A 19341-nucleotide genomic window follows, 5' to 3' on the forward strand; every position below is an offset into this window, starting at 1 on the left:
TTTTGATTGTAAATTTTGCGGAAACAGGTTATATTTTATTGAGAATGATAATCAACGACTAGTAGCTGAGGAGTGACACGAATGAATCAAGAAGAATTGTTTGATGTAACTGTGATAGGCGGAGGACCTGCAGGGCTTTATTCAGCTTTTTATAGTGGACTCAGAGAGATGAAAACGAAAATAATAGAATTTCAACCACAGTTAGGTGGAAAAATACATGTTTATCCAGAGAAGATGATATGGGATGTAGGAGGGCTGCTGCCAGTTACAGGTGATAAACTAATTGAACAACTTGTACAGCAAGGGCTAACATTTAAGCCAGAAGTGGTATTAAATACAAAAGTAGAATCGATTATTCGTAACGAAGATGGCACTTTTACGTTAAAAGCGAGCACTGGAGAAGAACATTTTTCAAAAACAGTTATCGTCGCAACTGGAAGTGGTATATTGAAACCTCAAAAGTTATCAATTGAAGGTGCTGAGCGATTTGAAGTATCTAATTTAAATTATACAGTGAAATCTTTAAAGCGTTTCAAAGGTAAGACGGTCATTATTTCCGGCGGAGGAAATTCTGCTGTTGATTGGGCAAATGAATTAGAACCAATTGCGAAAAAAGTGTATGTAACATATAGAAAAGAAGAATTATCTGGTCATGAAGCACAAGTAAAACAACTGCTGAACAGCTCGGCGGAGTGTTTCTTTAATACATCGATTACAAAACTCATTGCTGGTGATAATCATGAAGCGATCGAATATGTAGAATTAACGAATCATGAAACAAGTGAAATTTCACATTTACCTATTGATGAAGTGATTATTAACCATGGATATGAACGTGACATTACGTTATTAGAAAATAGTGAGTTAGACGTTGCAATTATAGATAATTATTATATTGCAGGTAATGCGAATAGTGAGTCCTCTGTAGATGGATTATATGCTGCGGGAGATATTTTAAAGCACGAAGGGAAATTACACTTAATCGCGGGAGCATTCCAAGATGCTGGAAATGCTGTAAATAAAGCGAAACAATTTATTCAACCAGATGCAAGTGAGTACGGAATGGTTTCTTCGCATAATGAAGTATTTAAGAAGAGAAATCGTGAATTGATCAAGCAGATGATGAAATAATAAAAAAACAAGTATACCCCCATTTACTTCTCTATTCGAGTGATAAGAGAGGTAAATGGGGGTTTTCCTGTTTACTATATTTTCAATCATTATAATGACACCGGTTTCATCAGTTCATGTGATATGAACGTTTTATTTGTAAATCTTCCTAGAAAACAATAAATCTATGTTTTGCTGACGCAGAACAATATTACATTATGCTGTCCCTTTAGCTCGTTCGTTAGGAAATGGCATATTTAATATAGACGCAATATACTGTTTTCCATGCATTCGAGCTAATGATTCTAATATTTGGCGGACGCGTTTTGTAAGATGTCCTTGTCCCTTTATAGCTTCACAATATGCGTCATAGAAAGCGTATTTAGCCCAAAGGAAATCATCTTGTTGGAATAAAAAATGATTTTTGTACCATTCCCCAATTGTATGGTAACAATTGTTTTCATGTATTACTGAGCTTTGAGAAAGAATACGATCAGATAAAGATGTAGTTAAATGAGAAATTGTGTTTTCAGTTTCAACCTGTAATGTTTTTTCTAACATTGTAATGATGTGACGAGTAGCCATATGTTAACTCTCCTTTGTGTAAATGGGTAATACCATTCTATATTTAAAAAATCCTTACTATATTATTATACAATATATGGAATGCATCCACCTTCTTTTTAAATTGCATTTACAAAATCTTTTTTATTTGTTTACAAAAATAAAGTAAGATACAGTATATATGAAAAAATAATAAAGGAATGAACGCGTTGTATATAACAGTAGAAGAAGCTGCGGAGTATTTGAATTTACCAAAGTCGTATATTGAAGAGCTAATTCAGCAAAAGAAAATTCGTGCATTATTTGATGGAGAGCAATATTTATTAAATAAAGAACAATTCAATACACATTTAGAACAAATGGAGAAATATAAGCAATTAGTGGAAGATATATTGAACGAACCAATTCCAGAAGATATGGATGTTAAAGACGAAGATTAAACTATGGGAGATCCCGTATGAAGATATGCAGAAATGTATCTTCATACGGGATTTTTAGTTTCAAGATATCAAAATTTTAAGGAGTCCCCAGGATTTTTTGGAATTTGATAGGTAGTAGTCTACCATGTTAAAAGCATATTTTTTTACAGCTAGGACAAACATAGAGCACGTAACCTGTACAGATACATATATTATCAGTGCAAAAGCTTATAAATTAATGGAAGGGGTTTTCTCGTGAGTTTATTTCATTGTGATTTTCTGAAAGACTTAATTGGATCTTATGTGAGAGTAAACAGGGGTGGTCCAGAATCTCAAAAAGGAACAATAATATCAGTATGTCCGGACTACTTCGTATTGCAGAATGAAAAAGGTGAGCTTTATTACTATCAACTTAGTCATCTAAAAAGTATTACAAAAAATGCGAAAGACTGTGGATCAAGTGATTCCGAGTGGGAAGATTGCGAATGTGCAGAAGACTTTTAGGCACTACTTCAAACTTTCAAATATTGCTGGGTAAAAATTAATCGCGGTGGTCCAGAGAAAGTAGAAGGCATTTTGCAAGATGTATCTTGTGATTTCGTAACATTAATCGTAAAAGAGGAACTTATATTAATTGCAATAAAGCATATTAAAAGTGTTAACTATAACGCATTAGCATGCGGAGAGAGCGATGAGAGCGACGATAGTAGCAGTAGCAATAATTCAGGTCGCGCTCGTGCATAAAGACAATCAAGTAGAGGAAGATAAGAGGAAAGGGGGATACGAAATTGGAGAATGTATTATGCTGTGAGCAAATTAAATGTTTAGTTGGTGAGACTGTAAAAGTAAATCTTCGCGGACCAGAAAGTCGAGTGGGTGAGCTCGTATCGTTAGGCAAAAATTATCTAACGCTACAATTACCTCATGGTGAATTAGTATATTATCAGTTGAAACATGTGAAGAGTCTAGTTAAGAAAGTGAAAGAAAGTAAATGTGGCGATTGTTATAGTTCATATTTCTGCTCTGATGAAGATACTTTTGTCGATGTATTACGTGACTTGAAGTATAAGTGGGTAAAGATTAATCGTAGTGGCCCAGAGTGCGTGGAAGGTTTATTAAGCGAAGTGCATGAAGAATGTATTACACTAGTAAACTGCGATGAAGTCATTTATATCATTAATTATCATATTAAGAGTGTGAGTCAAGTAGTGAAATGTAAAAAGAATGAAGATGAATAATGTTTAATAAATAAGAGGGGCATTATGAGGGAAAGAGAAGAACAATTTCTTATTTCGATAGTATGAAAAGGAATTACTTACTATTAAAACAGAACTTTTCCCTGATTATTTTTTTAGAAATGAAAGACAGGAAAGAAGAAATCCATAGGAAGGAGGATACAGATGAATGAGTTAAACAAAAGTATTGGAGAAAATATATATGTTAAATTAATCGGTGAACAAAGATTTAAAGGTGTATTAATAGACGTAGGAAATGATATTGTTGTTCTTTACAATGGACAAGACTACGTATATATATCTTTATACCATGTCCAATATTATAAATTTTTAAGACCACATGATGAAGAAATATCAAAACCAGATGTTGATTCTGTAATTAAGAGGGAATCCCCTTCTATTTCTTTGAGAAAAGTATTAAGTACTTCTAAAGGGATTTTTACAGAAGTTTATGTAGCAGGAAATGCTCCAATACATGGTTATGTTACAAGTGTAATGAACGATTATATTGTTTTTTATAGTCCAGTTTATAAAACAGTATATATATCTTTAAAGCATTTGAAATGGTTAATTCCGTATAAAGAAAATCAAGTCCCGTACGCCCTCAATAAAAATGAACTCCCCGTGAATCCATTAAATATTACGTTAGCTAGAACATTTGAAGAACAGCTTATTAAAATGTCCGGCAAAATCATGGTGTTCGATTTAGGTGAGGAATCTAATAAGATCGGAAAGATGGCAAAGATTGATGAAGGGCATATTGAAATATTAAAAGCACGTGATGCAAAAATGTATGTGAATATTCAACACGTGAAATCTGTCCATTGTCCGTAGACTAGTTGAAAGGGCTGGCTTTTTCTTTTATATGCAGAAGAAAAAGTCGAGCCTATTTGTTTAGCTCGATTTGAATATGAGGGGGAAAATGAATTGAATAGAAATATGTTAGCTTTACCTATGAAGAGCTAATCTTGTGCAAAATTATAAAAAATATGTACGAGCCATTTTTTCATATATTCAATTTGTTTTTTTGAGGGAGAACTGTTCAACTAATATATTAAAGGGGTTTTGTTTGTGGAGCAGTTTCCAAATTCGTTATCGATTACATTACTTGGTAGTGCTGGTGGAGCAGCAAAAGCAGTTTTAGCAATTTTAAATCAAGCGATAGTAAATGAAAAAGACACGATTTATGAAACGATAAAGAATGTTACATTTCATTTAGTTGATATAAAACAAAAAGATAGGACTTATTATGATGAGTTGTTTCCAAATTTAAAAAATCAATTGTTTTTATACGAAATCGACCTTCAAGATGTAGTGACATTTAAACAGCATTTAAAAGAAAGTAGTACGAGTGTTGTTATTGATGTTTCAGGGGCAGATACAATCAGAGTATTAAGTTGTTGTAATGAACTTGGAATTTGTTATATTAATTCAGCTTTGGAAAATGAGGCAGTAGATCAGGACGATAGTTTAATCGGCTTTCAGCTTACGGAAAGATATACGAGGTTTGAGAAGGAGAAAGAGAAATTTACAAATACAAAAGCAATTATAGGCTCAGGTATGAATCCAGGTGTTGTTCAGTGGATGGTTGTTGAACTTATGAAGGAACGCCCAAATGAAAAGCCAAGAGCATGCTATATAGTAGAACATGATACGTCATTTTTGAATGATACAGCACTAATAAAGCCTCATACACTGTATGCTTCATGGGCAGTAGAGCGATTTCTAGATGAAGCGATATGGAGTTATCCGATGTATATGAGTCATCATCGTCCCCTTTATTTTTATGAAGATGTATATGCTTCAGAGTATAAAGTAAAGTTAGGAGAGAAAGAGTTTTATGGTTGTTTAATGCCACATGAGGAAGTTTTAATTTTAGGGAAAAACTTCAATATGGAAGTTGGGTTTCTTTACCGAATTAACGAGTATACAACAAATGTAATTAGGCAGAATTTAGATAAGGTAGAAGATTTATGGAACTGGAATCGTAAAGTATTTAATCCAGCGGAAGAAGAGATTGCTGGCGAGGATCTAGTTGGTGTATTACTCGTTTATGAAAATAGCGAGACATATATGTATAACGTGATGAATAACAGTCAAGTTTTTCGTAAATATAAAACGAATGCAACTTACTTTCAAGTAGGATGCGGAATTTATGCTGGTTTGTGTAGTTTACTTTTCGATAACTTTAAACAAGGTGCCTATTATGTAGAGGAATTATTATTAAATACAGAAAGTAAGTATGGAGAATATTTAAATTTATATATGAAGGATTTTGTAGTAGGGGGAAATGATTTTACGGATGGACTGCTACATGATCGGGTAAGATGGATATAAGTTATAGCGAAAAGGGAGGGGGATGGGGATCCCCTTCCTTTTCGTATTGCCCTGAAAGCAATTTCATACTGATAATTTAAGGAGATAATATGTAGAGTGTTTGTATAGAACATGAGGAGTATTTATATGAACAAATTTAAAAGCTTTATCTATGAGGAAAAAGAAGCCTTAAAAGTATTTGAAAGAATTAACGGGTTTGTTAGTGAATTGATGTTATTAGGAAAACCGAAATCAACGAATTATGAATGGTGTAATATACGGGAATCCTTTTATATGTTGTACAGCTAATGGAAAGTTATGCAGCGCGATATAGAGTGAAATTTCATGTGCAAGTAGATGGAAATCTACCTGTTATAAATGGTGATGATAAAAAATTAAAACAAGTGTTATTAAAAATGGAATAGAATCAATGCCAGAAGGTGGAGATATTCATATTCGTGCATATCAAAAAACTGAAAGGCATTTGTGTATTCCTGTTGAAGATCAAGGCTTTGGTATAGAGAAGGTTGGAAAGGCTTTTTACACAACAAAGGAGAATAGTACGGAACGACTTGGATTGATGGTCACATATAAAATTATTAAGGAACATCAAGGAAGTACTGCGATTCCAAGTAGCATGGGAATAGGAAAGAAAGTGGAAATTTTTTTACCGACAGCATAATGTGCTAGAGGAAAATATTTTTCAGAAAAGTGTTCTTGTTGTGTAAATATAAACATTTTATAAAATGTTTCAAGAAGGGTTTTTTTTATAAAATACTTCGTTTATAATGGAGGAAAATATCGACATGAGATTTGTTATTCATGTAACGGTTCGGTAGTGTTAGAGAAAGAAGGGGTGCACGCGCATCCTTTTTTCTATGCAGATATTATGAAAGAGGTGGTATGATGGAATTAACATTAAATTCGACTGTATGTTTACACACGATTCAATTTCGAAAAGAGCAAAAGAATTATATTGTAAAAGATACAATTACAGGAGAAAAATATGAAATGCCGCCACTTTGGATTGATGCATTGGCAATGATGCGTGACGGTTTTTTATTAGGGGAAATTGAGGAGAAATTAAAAGAAGAGTATCCAGAAGAAGAAATAAATATGTTAGCATTTACGAGGCAACTGTTAGAGCTAGAGCTTGTCGGAATGGTAGATGGGGAAGAAATAGCTTGTACAAAGAAGAAAGAGAAAGATTATTTAGCTTGGTTACGTCCTCGTGTTGAGCAATTCTTTCTTAGTTTAAATAAAAAAAATAGAAGCAAAGGTCAATGATGATCTTTGCTTTTTTGTATAGTTTGTTTAAAAAATTACAGCGAATGCTCTTGCAAAAGCACCGTCGCTATCTTTAATTTTTAAAGGTGCCGCTGAGAAAAAGAAACGTTTCGTGTGAATGGCATCTAAGTTTGTTAAGTTTTCAATTAAATAAATATTATTCCCAAGTAGTATGTGATGAATTGGTGATGTTTCTGTCGTTACCTCATCAGGAGAAATGAAATCTAGGCCGACCGATTTTACTTTTAATTGAACTAATTCCTCGGCTAATTCTTCAGAAAGATAAAAAGCTTCTTGCTCATACGCCTCTGTATTCCATTTAGTAGATAGATTGGAATGGAAAATAACAATATCTCCTTCTTTTATGTCAGCGTTGTGTAATACTTCTTTAGGTAGTTTTCGTTCTTGTACATGAGTTACATCAATAAGAACAGCTTCGCCTACAAATTGATCTAGGGGTAATTGATCAATAGTCGTTGCGCCTGAAATGAAATGAGCAGGAGCATCACAATGCGTGCCAACATGAACGACAGAATGAAAATCTGTAACTTGATAGCCTGTCTCTTCAACGCTTGTAATGGCTCCTAAATTGATTTTTGGTGTTCCAGGGAATTGAGACATATTGTTTTCAAATGTTTGTGATAGGTCAATTACTTTCATTTTAAATACCTCCAATATATGTTTTGAAATATAAAAAACTCACCTTTCATAATCAAGAAAGATGAGTTTTACACACAATAGTTACGTTTTATCTTTCAAAATGCAATGCATTTTGCAGGAATTAGCACCTATTCAGTTTATATAAACTGAGGTTGCTGGGCTTCAAAGGGCCGGTCCCTCTGCCTCTCTTGATAAAGACATATTAAGTTTTTATTTCTGAATATTCACTACTTTTAAATTGTAATTCATTTCCTTTTTTCGTGCAATACAAAATAGGTATTCACCCAAATAAAGTTGCTCGCATATTGTAGCTTATGTAAATAGAATGCTGCGAAGGAGTGAGTGCAGTGACAGGGAATGTATTGAATTATTACGCTGGTGGAAATACAGCTAGAGGATTTCATAATTTATACGACGAGAATTTAAAAGGGCTAAACAGGTTATTTATTTTAAAGGGTGGTCCTGGAACCGGGAAATCTTCTTTAATCAAAGCAATAGGTCGTGAGTGGGTTGAAAAAGGATATGATATTGAATTTTTACACTGTTCTTCTGATAATAAATCGGTTGATGGTGTAATTATCCCGAAGTTAAAAGTAGGAATTGTTGATGGAACATCACCGCATGTTATTGAGCCGAAAATGCCAGGAGTTGTCGAAGAGTATATTAATTTAGGGGTTGCTTGGGACTCAAATAAATTAAGAAAGCAGAAGGTGGAAATTGAACGATTTGTTTCAGAAGCAAGCAAGGCTTTTCAAACTGCTTACGCTTGTTTTAACGAGGCACTAGTTATACATGATGAGTGGGAGAAAATATATATTAATAATATTGATTTTAATAAAGCAAATGAACTAACCGATCAGCTGATTCAGAAGTTATTTACAGATAAAGGCGGGAAACAATCGCTTGTGAAATATCGGTTTTTAGGGGCAGCTACACCGAAAGGAGCAGTTGATTTTGTTCCTAATTTAACAGAGGGATTACCACATCGTTATTTTATAAAAGGACGCCCAGGCTCTGGGAAATCAACAATGCTTAAAAAATTAGCTAAGGCAGCAGAAGAAAAAGGATTTGAAGTTGAAGTATATCATTGTGGATTTGATCCAAATAGTCTTGATATGGTTATCGTAAGAGAATTAGGGTTTGCAATTTTTGATAGCACCGCACCACATGAATATTTTCCGAGCCGCGAAGGTGATGAAATTATAGATATGTATGCCTTAATTGTGACACCAGGAACAGATGAGAAGTATGCGACAGAAATTCGTGACGTGTCGATTCAATATAAAGCAAAAATGAATGAGGCGATGTCTTTCTTGGCGAAAGCGAAATCAGTTCGTGATAAATTAGAAAGAATTTATATTGCTGCTATGGATTTTTCAAAAGTAGACGCATATAAAGAGGAGATTCAAAAAGAGTTTGAACGAATTGCGGTTAGTGTAACAGAAAAGAACAAGTAAAAAATAAGGAACTTTGGTAGGCTGTCGGGAATTTTCTGACAGCTATTTTAGTATGTAGTAAACTTAGTAGTATATTTGTCGAATTTCCAAGGAAATAATCAAAAAATGGAGAGGGTATGAAATGAGAGAGAAAATTAGGTTGGAGTTAGCAAGAATTGAACAAGAGAATGATGTGAAAATTTTATTTGCAGTGGAATCAGGGAGTCGTGCTTGGGGATTTCCATCGAAAGATAGTGATTATGATGTTAGATTCGTTTATATGCACCCGGTCCAATGGTATTTATCAATTCATGATAAACGAGATGTAATTGAGTATCCGATTAGTGATGATTTAGATATAAGCGGATGGGATATAAAAAAAGCGTTACAATTATTCGCAAAGTCAAACCCAGCTTTACTCGAATGGATTCGATCACCGATTTTTTATTCGAAAAACTCTCATTTTCCAGAACAACTTCAGCAAATGAGTGATAAGCACTTTGATCCAAAAGCAACGATATATCATTACTTACATATGGCTTCAAAAAATTATCGTGAATTTTTGCAAGGTGAGAATGTAAAGTTGAAAAAGTACTTTTATGTATTACGTCCTATTTTAGCTTGTAAGTGGTTAGAGGAGAAAGAGACTTTACCACCTGTAGAATTCGATCGATTGATTACAGAGTTATCATTAGAACGCAGTGTATTAGATGAAATTGAACAGTTGTTAATAAAGAAAAAGGCAGGTACTGAATTAGATATTGGATTAAAAATTGAGGTGTTGAATCAATTTTTAGAAGAACAAATTCATTACTACCAGCAATATGTAAAAGGAATTGAAAAGGGATCAGGGATCGATATTGAGAGTTTAAATACATTGTTTCGGGATATGTTGTTTGCAGTATATGAAAAAGAGCACAAGTGAGTTTGTGCTCTTTTTTTATTTTGTAGGAATAAAGAAAACAGATATAGCTGCAAGAAGACCCGCGAATGAGAATAAGTAAAAATTCCATGCTAAGTCATATTGCATTGTTATAATAATACCGACAAGAATAGGACCAGCAATCGCGCCAACTCGGCCAAGTCCAAGTCCCCAGCCTAAGGAGGTAGCTCGGATATGAGACGGGAAGTATTGTGTTACATATGCATTTAATATTTGAGTAATACCAACTGATCCAATTCCAGCAAGACCAATTAAAAGATAAATGATTGTAACAGATGGTTTAATTGTTAATAGTCCAATACATATAGCTGCCATAAGATAGGAGATGCTAATAACAATTTTAGCCCCTATACGATCCGCGATTGCTCCAGCAAATAATGCACCGATAGCGGCAGTAATATTTAGCATAAGTAAAAATGATAGACTAGATCCAAGAGGGTATCCTGCTTGGCGCATCATCTGCGGTAACCAAGTATTTAAACCATATATTAAAAACATTCCCATTATATAAGTAATCCAAAAAAGCAACGTCGCTTTTATGTACTCTTTTGAGAATAACGTAAGAAATCCATTTTTCTTTCGTATATTAGGTGGGACTTGATGAGTTTCATCTTTTTCATGGAATTCAATTTGAAAACGATTAAGGATTTGGTCTACTTCTTCTTGGCGATTACGTGATAATAAAAATTGAATGGATTCAGGTAAATAACGAATGATGAAAGGAATGAGGAGCAGTGGAATCATTCCGATGCCAAACATAATTCTCCATCCAAAATCTTCTAACATAAACATAGACAAAATAGCACCTAACACGATACCTAAAGGGTAGCCAGTAAACATAAGAGCATAAATAAAAGATTGTCTTTTTTTTGGTGAATATTCAACAGTAAGTGCTGAAGCTGTTGGAATAACACCGCCTAATCCGATTCCTCCGATAAATCGAGATAAACCAAATAATTCAGGGGAAGGAGCAAGTGCAGCAAGGCCCATCGTGATGGAGAAAAGTGCTAAACAGCATATAAGCGTCCATTTTCGTCCAATTAGATCTGTGATGGTTCCAACTAGAATAGCGCCAATAAACATGCCAAATAAAGCATAGCTAGCAATTGTACCAGCGTGTGCCGGTGAAAGTGCCCAGCTTTTGTCTTCTAGGAGCTTTGGCAGAACGGCACCGTAAATACCTAAATCATATCCATCAGCTAGAATGGCTAGCCAACAAATAAAAACAACAAGTTTTGTAATAGAGCTTGAAAAGATAGTTTTTGTAGATTCTAGATGAGGTGGAGCTGAAGGTTGCATAGTATTCCCTCCTTTTATTTATAGATAAATATATTATTTTATTTGATGTTAATATTTCCCTTCTTATGTCGAAGTTTATCTGAAAAGGTTTTATAACAAATAAAGAAGTTCAACAGGAATCCTGTTGAACTTCTTTATTTGTTTACTCATTATCAACTCGTTTTAACGGTTGATCTGCTGGACCTTCCATAACATCTCCCTCAATTGAAAAGCGGGAACCATGGCAAGGGCAGTCCCAAGTACAATCACCATTATTCCATTCAACTTCGCAGCCGAGATGTGTACAAGTTGTATCGACAATATGTAATTTACCATCTTTGTCCTTATAAGCACCTGCTCGTTTCCCATTAACATGTACGACAGATCCTTCACCAACTTCGAGATCTTCTGGCTTACGTAATGTGGTTTCAATCTTTCCTTCAATTAAATGTTTCGCAACATCAATGTTCTGGGAGAGGAATGTTTTTATATCTGGATTTGCATGGAAGCGTGATGGTGCATACAGTTCCTTATAGGGATTGTGGACTTTTAGAATGGAGTCCTTCAGTAAATGAGCGGCAGCAGTTCCAGTTGTCATTCCCCATTTACGATATCCAGTTGCAACAAATATATTTGGATTTCTTTCGTTAATATGTCCGATATAAGGAAGCTTATCTAGCGTGATTAAATCTTGTGCTGACCATCTATAGGGAACTTCATCTACTCCAAACGTTGCTTCCGCAAAAGAATACAGTGCTTCATAATGAAGCATTGTGTTTATTCCTTGTCCTGTTTTATGACTTTCTCCGCCAATTAAAATTAATTTTTCCCCATTGTTTGTTGTATAGCGCAAGGAACGTTTTGGGTCATCAATACTTAAATACATGCCACCTGGATAATCCGTTTTTGCTTTGATTGCAAGAGCATAAGAGCGTTCGGCATACATTCGCGTAAAGAAAAAGCTATTCGCATCATAGAAAGGAAAATGTGAACAAGAGACAACATATTTGCAAGTGATGCGATGCCCGCCTTTTGTAATGACTTGTGGATAATCACCTTTTTCCACATCAATAGCTGTTGTTTGTTCATAAACTTTTCCGCCCATCTCCACAAACTTTTCTAAAAGTGTTTTCAAATAAAGGAGGGGATGGAATTGTGCTTGGTTTTTCATGACAAGTGCAGATTGTACTGGAATCGGAATCGATAGAGATTGAACATAGTCACAAGGTATATTTAATTTTTGATAGGCTTCATATTCTTTCGATAAACTTCTTAATCCATTATCAGTAGTTGTATATAAATATGAATCTTCATTTGAGAAATTACAGTCGATTTTATATGTTTTCACCGTCTCATTTATGAATTGTAGAGCATGATTATTTGATTCATAGTAAAGCCTCGCTTTTTCCACACCGAAATGATTGATTAATTCATCATAAATAAGATCGTGTTGTGCTGTTACCTTCGCTGTTGTATGCCCAGTCGTTCCATTTAAAATAAGACCAGAATCAATTAAAACAACGTTCATACCTTCTTTTGCAAGTAAATAGGCAGTAGTAATGCCTGTAATACCAGCTCCGATAACAGCAACTTCTGCCTTTGTATCTTCAGATAAATGAGGAAAAGCAGGGACTTGAGTAGATTCAATCCAATAGGATAATGGAAATTGTGGAAATGTATCGCTTGTCATTATAGAAACCTCCCGATTTTAGAACAATTTTCCTTTTAATATTTCCATATGATAGGAAATTCATGTGTGCTGTTTTAGAAGGAGTCTATTTTTATTAAAAGAAAGATAAAAATATTTCAGTATAATTATTTAGTGGTATCGGTATGAAGAAGTAGGAGTTGTGTAAAACTAGATTCAGATGAGTTTATTTGTTGTTTACACAGAGAGTTCTTGAATAAGATAGAGTCTATAGTATGTCAGTGTATGTATATGCATAATGGATGAAGCCTTATAAAATCTATGTTTTTTCTTTAGTGAAATAAAGTATGATTATAAAAATATAACCAACTTTTATTACTAGGTCATAAAAGTTGTTGACAATATAGAAATTCTATTGATATGATTCATCATGTGGAAAGGTTGATAGAGAGTAAAAAGAGAAATGTTTTTCATTGATAATAAAAGCGAAAAATAAGTGACGATAGAGTGAGTTTATTTTCCTTATAATAAATGCTTTTTTAATCACCTAGTAAAATCAATCTGGAAGCAAGAATTGATATATGTAAGTTGCGCAAGGCGCGGCATAAGAAAGGGGCAAAAGGATGAAGGAGCTTCATACGTTTGGGTGGTATGCAGCACGTGTATCACCACATTTGCCGAAAAAAGCATTTAAACCAGTTCCTACTCGTTTATTTGGTGGACTGGCTTATTTGCTTGTGGCATTGGCGGGGTTAATATCGATTGGTGTATTTGAATTGAATGTGTGGGCGAATCTAGGAATTGCGATTGTTCTTGGATTATGTTTTGCTTCACTTGGATTTTTAGGACATGAAATTTTACATGGAACTGTTGTAAGAAAAGCATGGCTTCGTGATTTTTTAGGCGCGATAGCATTTATGCCATTATCAACTGGCCCGAAGCTTTGGAGAAAGTGGCATAATGCAACGCATCATGTTCATACACAACATGAAGAGAATGACCCAGATGCATGGCCTACACTTGAGAAACTGAAAAAGAGTAAGTTTTTAAGGTGGGTATATCGCATGCCTCTTCATGTTCGTTCATTCTTTAGTTTTCTGTCACTAACCATTCAATTTACGTTACATTCGACTCGAATGTTCTTTCATTTTATAAAGGATTTTAAGTCATCCAATCAAAAATCTGTATGGCTTCAACTTCTTTTGCCTTGGACTGTTTGGATTAGTTTATTGTTTATTATGGGACCTGGAAAATGGTTATTTGCATATGTAATTCCATTGTTAATTGCTAACTTTATTGTAATGGCATATATCGCAACAAATCATCGCTTAAATCCAATTGTTCCAGTAAATGATCCGTTAGCGAACTGTTTATCAGTAACAGTGCCGCGCTGGGTAGACGTTTTACATTTCAATTTCTCATATCATACAGAACACCATTTGTTCCCTGCTATGAGCTCTAAATACTATCCGTTAGTAAAAGATAAAATTAAAGAAATGTGGCCGGAACGCTATCATGAGATGCCAATGACAAAAGCTTTGGCAGCGCTATGGAATACACCACGTGTGTATTATCAAGGAAGTGAATTAGTGGATCCGCATAGAGAGCATTTCTATGGTTCTTTAGGAAATGGACTAGATCCTCATAATATTTCATATCGTGAGGAACATATAGAGGAAGAAGAGAGTATTAAAAAAGTAAATCAGTAAAAATTGATATATTTTGCAGTGAAAAAGCAAGCCATTTCAGGCTTGCTTTTTTTTTATAAAGAGACTTCTTTTTTATTCTTTTTGCTAAATTGAACTGAATTTGTTTCTTTTCTTTGTAATCGTTTCTCTAAAAGATTAACAAAATAAGTAAATAGAAGAACAAGTACGAGGTAATATAAACCAACAATTATGTATGTATCTAATTGTTGGAAGTTACTTGCAGCAATTGATAAACCTGATCCCCATAATTCGGACAATCCTACATATGCAACGAGAGAGGAGTCCTTTAATCCAATAATAAACTGATTTCCTAAAGGAGGAAGAGATTGACGAAATGCTTGCGGTAACACAATACGACGCATTGCTAAAGGATAAGGCATACCTAAAGAACGGGCAGCTTCCAATTGTCCACGGTCGACAGATTGAATGGAACCGCGGAAAATTTCAGTAATATATGCACCGTTATGGATTGCTAAAGCAATTGCTCCTGCCCAAAAAGGAGTGAAGACAATAATCGATGTAATACCGAAATAGAGAATGGCAATTTGAACAATTAAAGGTGTACCACGAATAATGGCGATATATACATGAGCAATACTATTTAAAATCTTATTGTTAGAGATTCGAAAAAAAGCGAATAGTAATCCAATTAGTGAACCAAGTAATAGGGATGTTAGTGTTAATTGTAATGTGACAATAGTAGCCTTTAAGAGTGTGGGATAAGTAGACATAAAAATTTCAAACATATGTGTCACCTCATATTGTATGGATTTTGGTAGGGAATGAAATACCCCACATAAAAAGTGGGGCATAATGTATGAAACATTTGACTAGCTAATTTACTTCGTTTTTTCCTCTTCGCCGAGAATATTACGCCCAAACCATTTTTTACTGATTTTTTCATACGTACCATCTTTAATGATTTCATCTAAAGCTTTATTTACTTTCTCAACCATTTCTTTATTATCTTTACGAATAGCAATTCCCATTTCATCAAGATTTAATGGTTTTCCAGCTTCTTTTATATTTGATTTACCTTCTTTGATCATACGTAAACCAACCATTTGATCAGTGATTACTGCATCAATACGCCCAGGCTCTAAGTCCATAAGTGCAGTAATATCGCTGTCATATTCTGTGATTTGATCTGTATGTTTTGCAACAAGGTCTTTAAAGGTACTAGCCTTTACAACACCAATTTTCTTACCTTTCAAATCTTCTGGAGAAGAGATAGATGTATTCTTTTTAGCCACAAAAATTTGGGCACCAGAACGATAATAAGGATTTGAGAAACTAACAGCTTTTAAGCGTTCTTCTGTAATTGCCATACTGCCCAATATAGCATCATATTTTTTCGATTGTAGACCTTGAATTAGCGTTTCCCATGGATTTGTAATAGGAGTGGGTTTCATATTCATTTTTTTCGCAAGTGCCTCACCAATTTCCACATCAAAACCGGCAAGCTTTCCGTCATTTTCTTTATAGTTAAAAGGTTTATATAAGCCACTCATCGCATAACGAAATTCTTTTTCACCATTTGAAGAAGTAGTAGCACTTTCCTTACTACAGGCTCCTAGTATGAAGGATGTACATAATGTAATACTCGCAACAATGGTTAATAGTTTTCTTTTCATAAAACCCCTCCTATATATTGATCATACGGATGGTTTTAAGTATGTTACTGAGATATTTTATTTGGAAAATTAGTTGTGCACCGTATGAATGCATTTCTTTTCATTTGAAACAGAAGTTACATTATAAAACGTTGCGTAAAAATTGTTTTGCTCGTTCATGTGATGGAGCTGAAAAGAATTGTGCTGGCGGAGCGTCCTCTACAATCTTTCCGTCATCCATAAATATGACGCGATCAGCTACATCTCTTGCGAAATTCATTTCATGAGTAACGATAACCATGGTCATTCCTTCTTCAGCAAGTTCTTTCATAACTTGCAATACTTCTCCAACAAGTTCAGGATCTAAGGCTGAGGTAGGTTCATCAAATAGCATAATTTTAGGATTCATAGCAAGAGCTCGTGCAATGGCAATACGCTGTTTTTGACCACCTGATAGGAGGTGGGGAGTTACATCTGCTTTATCTTGTAGGCCGACTTTTTGTAAAAGCTGATTTCCGATTTCCTTTGCATTTGCTGCTTCTAATTTTTTTACATGGATAGGTGCTTCTATGATGTTTTCTAGTGAGGTCATATGAGGAAAGAGGTTAAAGTGCTGAAAAACCATACCGACATTTTCACGGACTTTGTTTAAATTTGAATGCTTTGGATCAATTCGTTCACCTTGTAAATGAATTTCACCTTCATCATACATTTCTAAAAAGTTAAGACAGCGAAGTAATGTACTTTTACCGGAACCACTGGCACCAATTAAAACAACAACTTCTTTTTCTTTTACTTCTAAATCAATTCCTTTTAAAACATCAAGTGAGCCAAATGATTTTACTAGATTTTGAACCTGAATCATACAAAACCCCCAGTCAAAATATATTTTACAAATGTTGCCCCTTATTTCTGTTATTAGTCATAAATTGTCAGAATCCTTTATTTTTTTCGGGTAATTTGATATTCAAGGGAATAATGGTTTTTAAAATCCCTATATCTTTCTATAACGAAAATATGGATAATAATATATAGGTAGTACTTATATTACTTATAAAAAGGAGGAAAGAAGAGATGGAAAAAGAAAGGAAGACATTTTCCTTTGGCTTACGTACACAACTTATGCTATTTACTACAATTTTAGCTTTTATTACATATTCAACAAGCATATTTTTTATTTACGTGATATACGATTATTTTCAAAGTTATGTAAGTCAAACTGTTTATAATATTATCGTTATGTTATTAGGCGTAGTATGGTCTGGAATTTTAGCGTATGGAGCAGCCATCTTTTTAATTAAACCGCTTCGAAAGTTGGAGGAGGCTGCAAGGAAAGCGGCTGAGGGTGATATTCGTGAAGATGTTCCATTACCGAAGGCAGATGATGAAATTAAATCTTTAAGTGTCGCATTTAATATGATGTTAGGAAACTTAAGGGGCATGGTAAAAAATATTGATACAACATTTTCGTATACAAACAATCAAGTACAGCAAATTAGAAAACAAACAGGTGAAGCAACGAAACAAGCACAAGGTGTATCTGAGACACTTGCAGAGATTTCTTCTGGGGCTGAGCAATCAGCGGCATCAATTCAAGCGATTGTTTCTGCTGTTGATACAACGACTTCTATTGCGAGTGAAGTAGAAGAGAAAGCGAAACAGTCTGATGAGTTGTCTTTAGAAATGGTTCAAGCTTTAGGGCATAGTACTCGTGTCTTTACGTCTTTAATTCAAGGTATTCAAACATTGGCCAAAGAAAATGAAGATTCAATGCAAAATGTACAGAAGTTAGAGGAAAGAATGAAACAAGTAGAACATATTGTTTCCGTTGTGAGTGAGATTGCTAGTCAAACGAATTTATTAGCACTGAATGCTTCTATTGAGGCAGCTCGTGCTGGAGAGCATGGAAGGGGCTTTGCAGTTGTAGCTGAAGAAGTACGTAAACTTGCTGATGAAAGCAATCATTCTGCAAGAAATATATCGCAGTTATTACGAAATATGCAAGAGGAAGTGCAACAAGTCGCATTGAAAATGACAGAGCAAGTGAAAACAGCTAAAGAAGAGGCGAAACGTGGGGAAGCTACCGAATTAATTTTAAAAGAAATGTCATCAAGTATTATGGAAGTTGCCGATGCAACGAAGCAAATTAGTGGCTATATGAACGAACAAGTGCGTCATATTCATCAAACAGGAGCACAGACGAAGGCTGTAGCAGCAATTGCTGAGGAAACATCGGCTGGTTCGCAAGAAGTAGCACGTGTGACGTTGCAACAATCTAAAAATATGGTAGTAATCGATCAATTGTTAAAGGATTTAGAGAAGCAAGCAGCAGACTTGAAACAAACAATTGAACGATTTTCAATGTAAAAGGAAGAACAGAATGCTGTTCTTCTCTTTTTTATTTAGCTTGATTTAATATTTACAGTTAAACTATGAACGTTTCCGCAACATTCTTTTCTGTCCCTTTCGGATGAAAATTATAGCGAGCTATAATATTAAAAGGGGTGTCTTTTATGAAAAAAGAAAAAAGACAACGGTTAATTAAACAATTTGTAAAGGAGTATGAAATAGATAAGCAAGAAAGATTAGTAGAATTGTTAGCAAAAAAAGATGTGTTAGTAACACAAGCTACGGTTTCTCGCGATATTCGTGAGTTAAACTTAACGAAGGTACCTTCTCAAGAAGGATTAATGATATATAAAGTTTTCACAGAAGAGCATTTACAAACTGATATAAAGTTAAAGAAAAAATTACGAGAGGTTGTTGTAAAAATTGATTGTGTAGAACAATTAATGGTTATTAAAACATTACCTGGTAATGCACATGTTATTGGTGTTTTATTTGATGAGTTAGATTGGAAAGAAAAAATAGGATGTATATGTGGAAATGATACATGCCTTATAATTTCACAGTCGAAATCAGATAGGGAGATTATAGAAGAAAGATTAAATTTAATTATTTAGATGCAAAAATCCTGTTTTTAATAAAATTAAAAACAGGATTTTTGTTTAAATACGGAAGTTAAATATTCAACATATATGCGTAATATATGTATTTTTTATTGAGAAAGCGAGATAGTTTGTTATAAAAATACATATTCGTATGATTTTAAAAAAATTACTT

Annotated in this window: 18 protein-coding genes, 3 pseudogenes and 1 riboswitch; of the genes and pseudogenes, 14 read left to right on the forward strand and 7 right to left on the reverse strand. The window is 34.2% G+C overall.

From position 1 onward, the window contains the following. Window positions 1-81: 81 nt before the first annotated feature. Complete coding sequence (locus FS802_RS26105) at window positions 82-1131, forward strand: NAD(P)/FAD-dependent oxidoreductase (RefSeq protein WP_001070939.1); 1050 nt, start codon at window positions 82-84, stop codon at window positions 1129-1131. A 195-nt stretch (window positions 1132-1326) separates the two neighbouring features. Here the strand turns inward: FS802_RS26105 and FS802_RS26115 are convergent, their stop codons facing one another. Further along, window positions 1327-1695, reverse strand: a complete 369-nt coding sequence (locus FS802_RS26115) for a hypothetical protein (protein ID WP_048541984.1) — start codon at window positions 1693-1695, stop codon at window positions 1327-1329. Window positions 1696-1874: 179 nt separating this feature from the next. Here FS802_RS26115 and FS802_RS26120 point away from each other — a divergent pair, with 179 nt between their 5' ends. The 7 genes and pseudogenes from FS802_RS26120 to FS802_RS26150 all read left to right on the forward strand — a co-directional run bounded on the left by FS802_RS26120 (window position 1875) and on the right by FS802_RS26150 (window position 6931). Next, on the forward strand, window positions 1875-2114 hold the full coding sequence (locus FS802_RS26120; RefSeq protein WP_002006755.1) for a helix-turn-helix domain-containing protein: 240 nt from the start codon (window positions 1875-1877) through the stop codon (window positions 2112-2114). Between the two features lie 234 nt (window positions 2115-2348). Continuing rightward, a pseudogene (locus FS802_RS26125) lies at window positions 2349-2837 on the forward strand (spore coat protein). 44 nt (window positions 2838-2881) lie between these two features. Next, window positions 2882-3331: a spore coat protein gene (locus tag FS802_RS26130; protein ID WP_098653539.1), complete on the forward strand. Its 450-nt coding sequence runs from the start codon at window positions 2882-2884 to the stop codon at window positions 3329-3331. A gap of 162 nt (window positions 3332-3493) precedes the next feature. Then, complete coding sequence (locus tag FS802_RS26135) at window positions 3494-4162, forward strand: hypothetical protein (protein ID WP_048560139.1); 669 nt, start codon at window positions 3494-3496, stop codon at window positions 4160-4162. Between the two features lie 237 nt (window positions 4163-4399). Then, on the forward strand, window positions 4400-5665 hold the full coding sequence (locus FS802_RS26140) for an S-adenosylmethionine decarboxylase related protein (protein ID WP_098653541.1): 1266 nt from the start codon (window positions 4400-4402) through the stop codon (window positions 5663-5665). Window positions 5666-5833: 168 nt separating this feature from the next. Next, window positions 5834-6326 (forward strand): annotated as a pseudogene (locus FS802_RS26145) (ATP-binding protein); the annotation flags it as partial. Window positions 6327-6550: 224 nt separating this feature from the next. Beyond that, entirely contained in the window at window positions 6551-6931 is a 381-nt protein-coding gene (locus FS802_RS26150) for a hypothetical protein (protein ID WP_000424112.1), read from the forward strand. Between the two features lie 27 nt (window positions 6932-6958). Here FS802_RS26150 and FS802_RS26155 read toward each other — a convergent pair whose 3' ends face one another. After that, a complete protein-coding gene (locus FS802_RS26155; RefSeq protein ID WP_000862971.1) occupies window positions 6959-7591 on the reverse strand; it encodes a cyclase family protein in 633 nt (210 codons plus the stop codon). An 85-nt stretch (window positions 7592-7676) separates the two neighbouring features. Beyond that, a riboswitch (SAM riboswitch) is annotated at window positions 7677-7789 on the reverse strand. Between the two features lie 149 nt (window positions 7790-7938). Between FS802_RS26155 and FS802_RS26160 the strand changes: the two genes are divergently transcribed. Together FS802_RS26160 and FS802_RS26165 are read left to right on the forward strand one after the other, a co-directional pair. Beyond that, window positions 7939-9048: a PRK06851 family protein gene (locus tag FS802_RS26160; RefSeq protein ID WP_098275662.1), complete on the forward strand. Its 1110-nt coding sequence runs from the start codon at window positions 7939-7941 to the stop codon at window positions 9046-9048. Window positions 9049-9169: 121 nt separating this feature from the next. Further along, complete coding sequence (locus tag FS802_RS26165) at window positions 9170-9952, forward strand: nucleotidyltransferase domain-containing protein (RefSeq protein ID WP_098653542.1); 783 nt, start codon at window positions 9170-9172, stop codon at window positions 9950-9952. A 15-nt stretch (window positions 9953-9967) separates the two neighbouring features. On the opposite strand, the gene FS802_RS26170 is transcribed toward FS802_RS26165, so the two are convergent. Further along, complete coding sequence (locus FS802_RS26170) at window positions 9968-11269, reverse strand: MFS transporter (RefSeq protein ID WP_098093665.1); 1302 nt, start codon at window positions 11267-11269, stop codon at window positions 9968-9970. 142 nt (window positions 11270-11411) lie between these two features. After that, window positions 11412-12938, reverse strand: a complete 1527-nt coding sequence (locus FS802_RS26175; RefSeq protein WP_098653543.1) for an FAD-dependent oxidoreductase — start codon at window positions 12936-12938, stop codon at window positions 11412-11414. Window positions 12939-13519: 581 nt separating this feature from the next. Here FS802_RS26175 and desB point away from each other — a divergent pair. Continuing rightward, window positions 13520-14605 carry a Delta(10) desaturase DesB gene (desB, locus tag FS802_RS26180; RefSeq protein WP_000661209.1) on the forward strand — a complete coding sequence of 362 codons (1086 nt, stop codon included), beginning with the start codon at window positions 13520-13522 and terminating at the stop codon, window positions 14603-14605. 53 nt (window positions 14606-14658) lie between these two features. Here the strand turns inward: desB and FS802_RS26185 are convergent, their stop codons facing one another. From FS802_RS26185 to FS802_RS26195, 3 genes are all read right to left on the reverse strand, one after another. After that, the gene (locus FS802_RS26185) at window positions 14659-15351 is read right to left on the reverse strand and encodes an amino acid ABC transporter permease (RefSeq protein ID WP_000461606.1); all 693 of its coding nucleotides are present in this window, start codon (window positions 15349-15351) and stop codon (window positions 14659-14661) included. Between the two features lie 93 nt (window positions 15352-15444). Beyond that, the gene (locus tag FS802_RS26190) at window positions 15445-16239 is read right to left on the reverse strand and encodes an ABC transporter substrate-binding protein (protein ID WP_000823734.1); all 795 of its coding nucleotides are present in this window, start codon (window positions 16237-16239) and stop codon (window positions 15445-15447) included. A 121-nt stretch (window positions 16240-16360) separates the two neighbouring features. After that, the gene (locus FS802_RS26195) at window positions 16361-17083 is read right to left on the reverse strand and encodes an amino acid ABC transporter ATP-binding protein (RefSeq protein ID WP_098653544.1); all 723 of its coding nucleotides are present in this window, start codon (window positions 17081-17083) and stop codon (window positions 16361-16363) included. Between the two features lie 374 nt (window positions 17084-17457). Here FS802_RS26195 and FS802_RS32110 point away from each other — a divergent pair. From FS802_RS32110 to argR, 3 genes and pseudogenes are all read left to right on the forward strand, one after another. Beyond that, window positions 17458-17643: pseudogene (locus FS802_RS32110) on the forward strand (HAMP domain-containing protein); the annotation flags it as partial. 15 nt (window positions 17644-17658) lie between these two features. Then, entirely contained in the window at window positions 17659-18585 is a 927-nt protein-coding gene (locus tag FS802_RS26200; RefSeq protein WP_428830773.1) for a methyl-accepting chemotaxis protein, read from the forward strand. Window positions 18586-18731: 146 nt separating this feature from the next. Next, window positions 18732-19181, forward strand: coding sequence for an arginine repressor (gene argR / locus FS802_RS26205; protein WP_098653546.1), 450 nt, complete (start codon window positions 18732-18734; stop codon window positions 19179-19181). Window positions 19182-19341: the final 160 nt, after the last annotated feature.

Source organism: Bacillus sp. DE0042 (assembly GCF_007680225.1).
GTDB lineage: Bacteria > Bacillota > Bacilli > Bacillales > Bacillaceae_G > Bacillus_A > Bacillus_A wiedmannii.

Coding starts and splice junctions, on each gene's coding strand:
- FS802_RS26105 (WP_001070939.1), top strand. CDS start 82: ATGAATCAAGAAGAATTGTTTGATGTAACTGTGATAGGCGGAGGACCT.
- FS802_RS26115 (WP_048541984.1), bottom strand. CDS start 1,695: ATGGCTACTCGTCACATCATTACAATGTTAGAAAAAACATTACAGGTT.
- FS802_RS26120 (WP_002006755.1), top strand. CDS start 1,875: ATGAACGCGTTGTATATAACAGTAGAAGAAGCTGCGGAGTATTTGAAT.
- FS802_RS26135 (WP_048560139.1), top strand. CDS start 3,494: ATGAATGAGTTAAACAAAAGTATTGGAGAAAATATATATGTTAAATTA.
- FS802_RS26150 (WP_000424112.1), top strand. CDS start 6,551: ATGGAATTAACATTAAATTCGACTGTATGTTTACACACGATTCAATTT.
- FS802_RS26155 (WP_000862971.1), bottom strand. CDS start 7,591: ATGAAAGTAATTGACCTATCACAAACATTTGAAAACAATATGTCTCAA.
- FS802_RS26165 (WP_098653542.1), top strand. CDS start 9,170: ATGAGAGAGAAAATTAGGTTGGAGTTAGCAAGAATTGAACAAGAGAAT.
- FS802_RS26170 (WP_098093665.1), bottom strand. CDS start 11,269: ATGCAACCTTCAGCTCCACCTCATCTAGAATCTACAAAAACTATCTTT.
- FS802_RS26175 (WP_098653543.1), bottom strand. CDS start 12,938: ATGACAAGCGATACATTTCCACAATTTCCATTATCCTATTGGATTGAA.
- desB (WP_000661209.1), top strand. CDS start 13,520: ATGAAGGAGCTTCATACGTTTGGGTGGTATGCAGCACGTGTATCACCA.
- FS802_RS26185 (WP_000461606.1), bottom strand. CDS start 15,351: ATGTTTGAAATTTTTATGTCTACTTATCCCACACTCTTAAAGGCTACT.
- FS802_RS26190 (WP_000823734.1), bottom strand. CDS start 16,239: ATGAAAAGAAAACTATTAACCATTGTTGCGAGTATTACATTATGTACA.
- FS802_RS26195 (WP_098653544.1), bottom strand. CDS start 17,083: ATGATTCAGGTTCAAAATCTAGTAAAATCATTTGGCTCACTTGATGTT.
- FS802_RS26200 (WP_428830773.1), top strand. CDS start 17,659: ATGGTAAAAAATATTGATACAACATTTTCGTATACAAACAATCAAGTA.
- argR (WP_098653546.1), top strand. CDS start 18,732: ATGAAAAAAGAAAAAAGACAACGGTTAATTAAACAATTTGTAAAGGAG.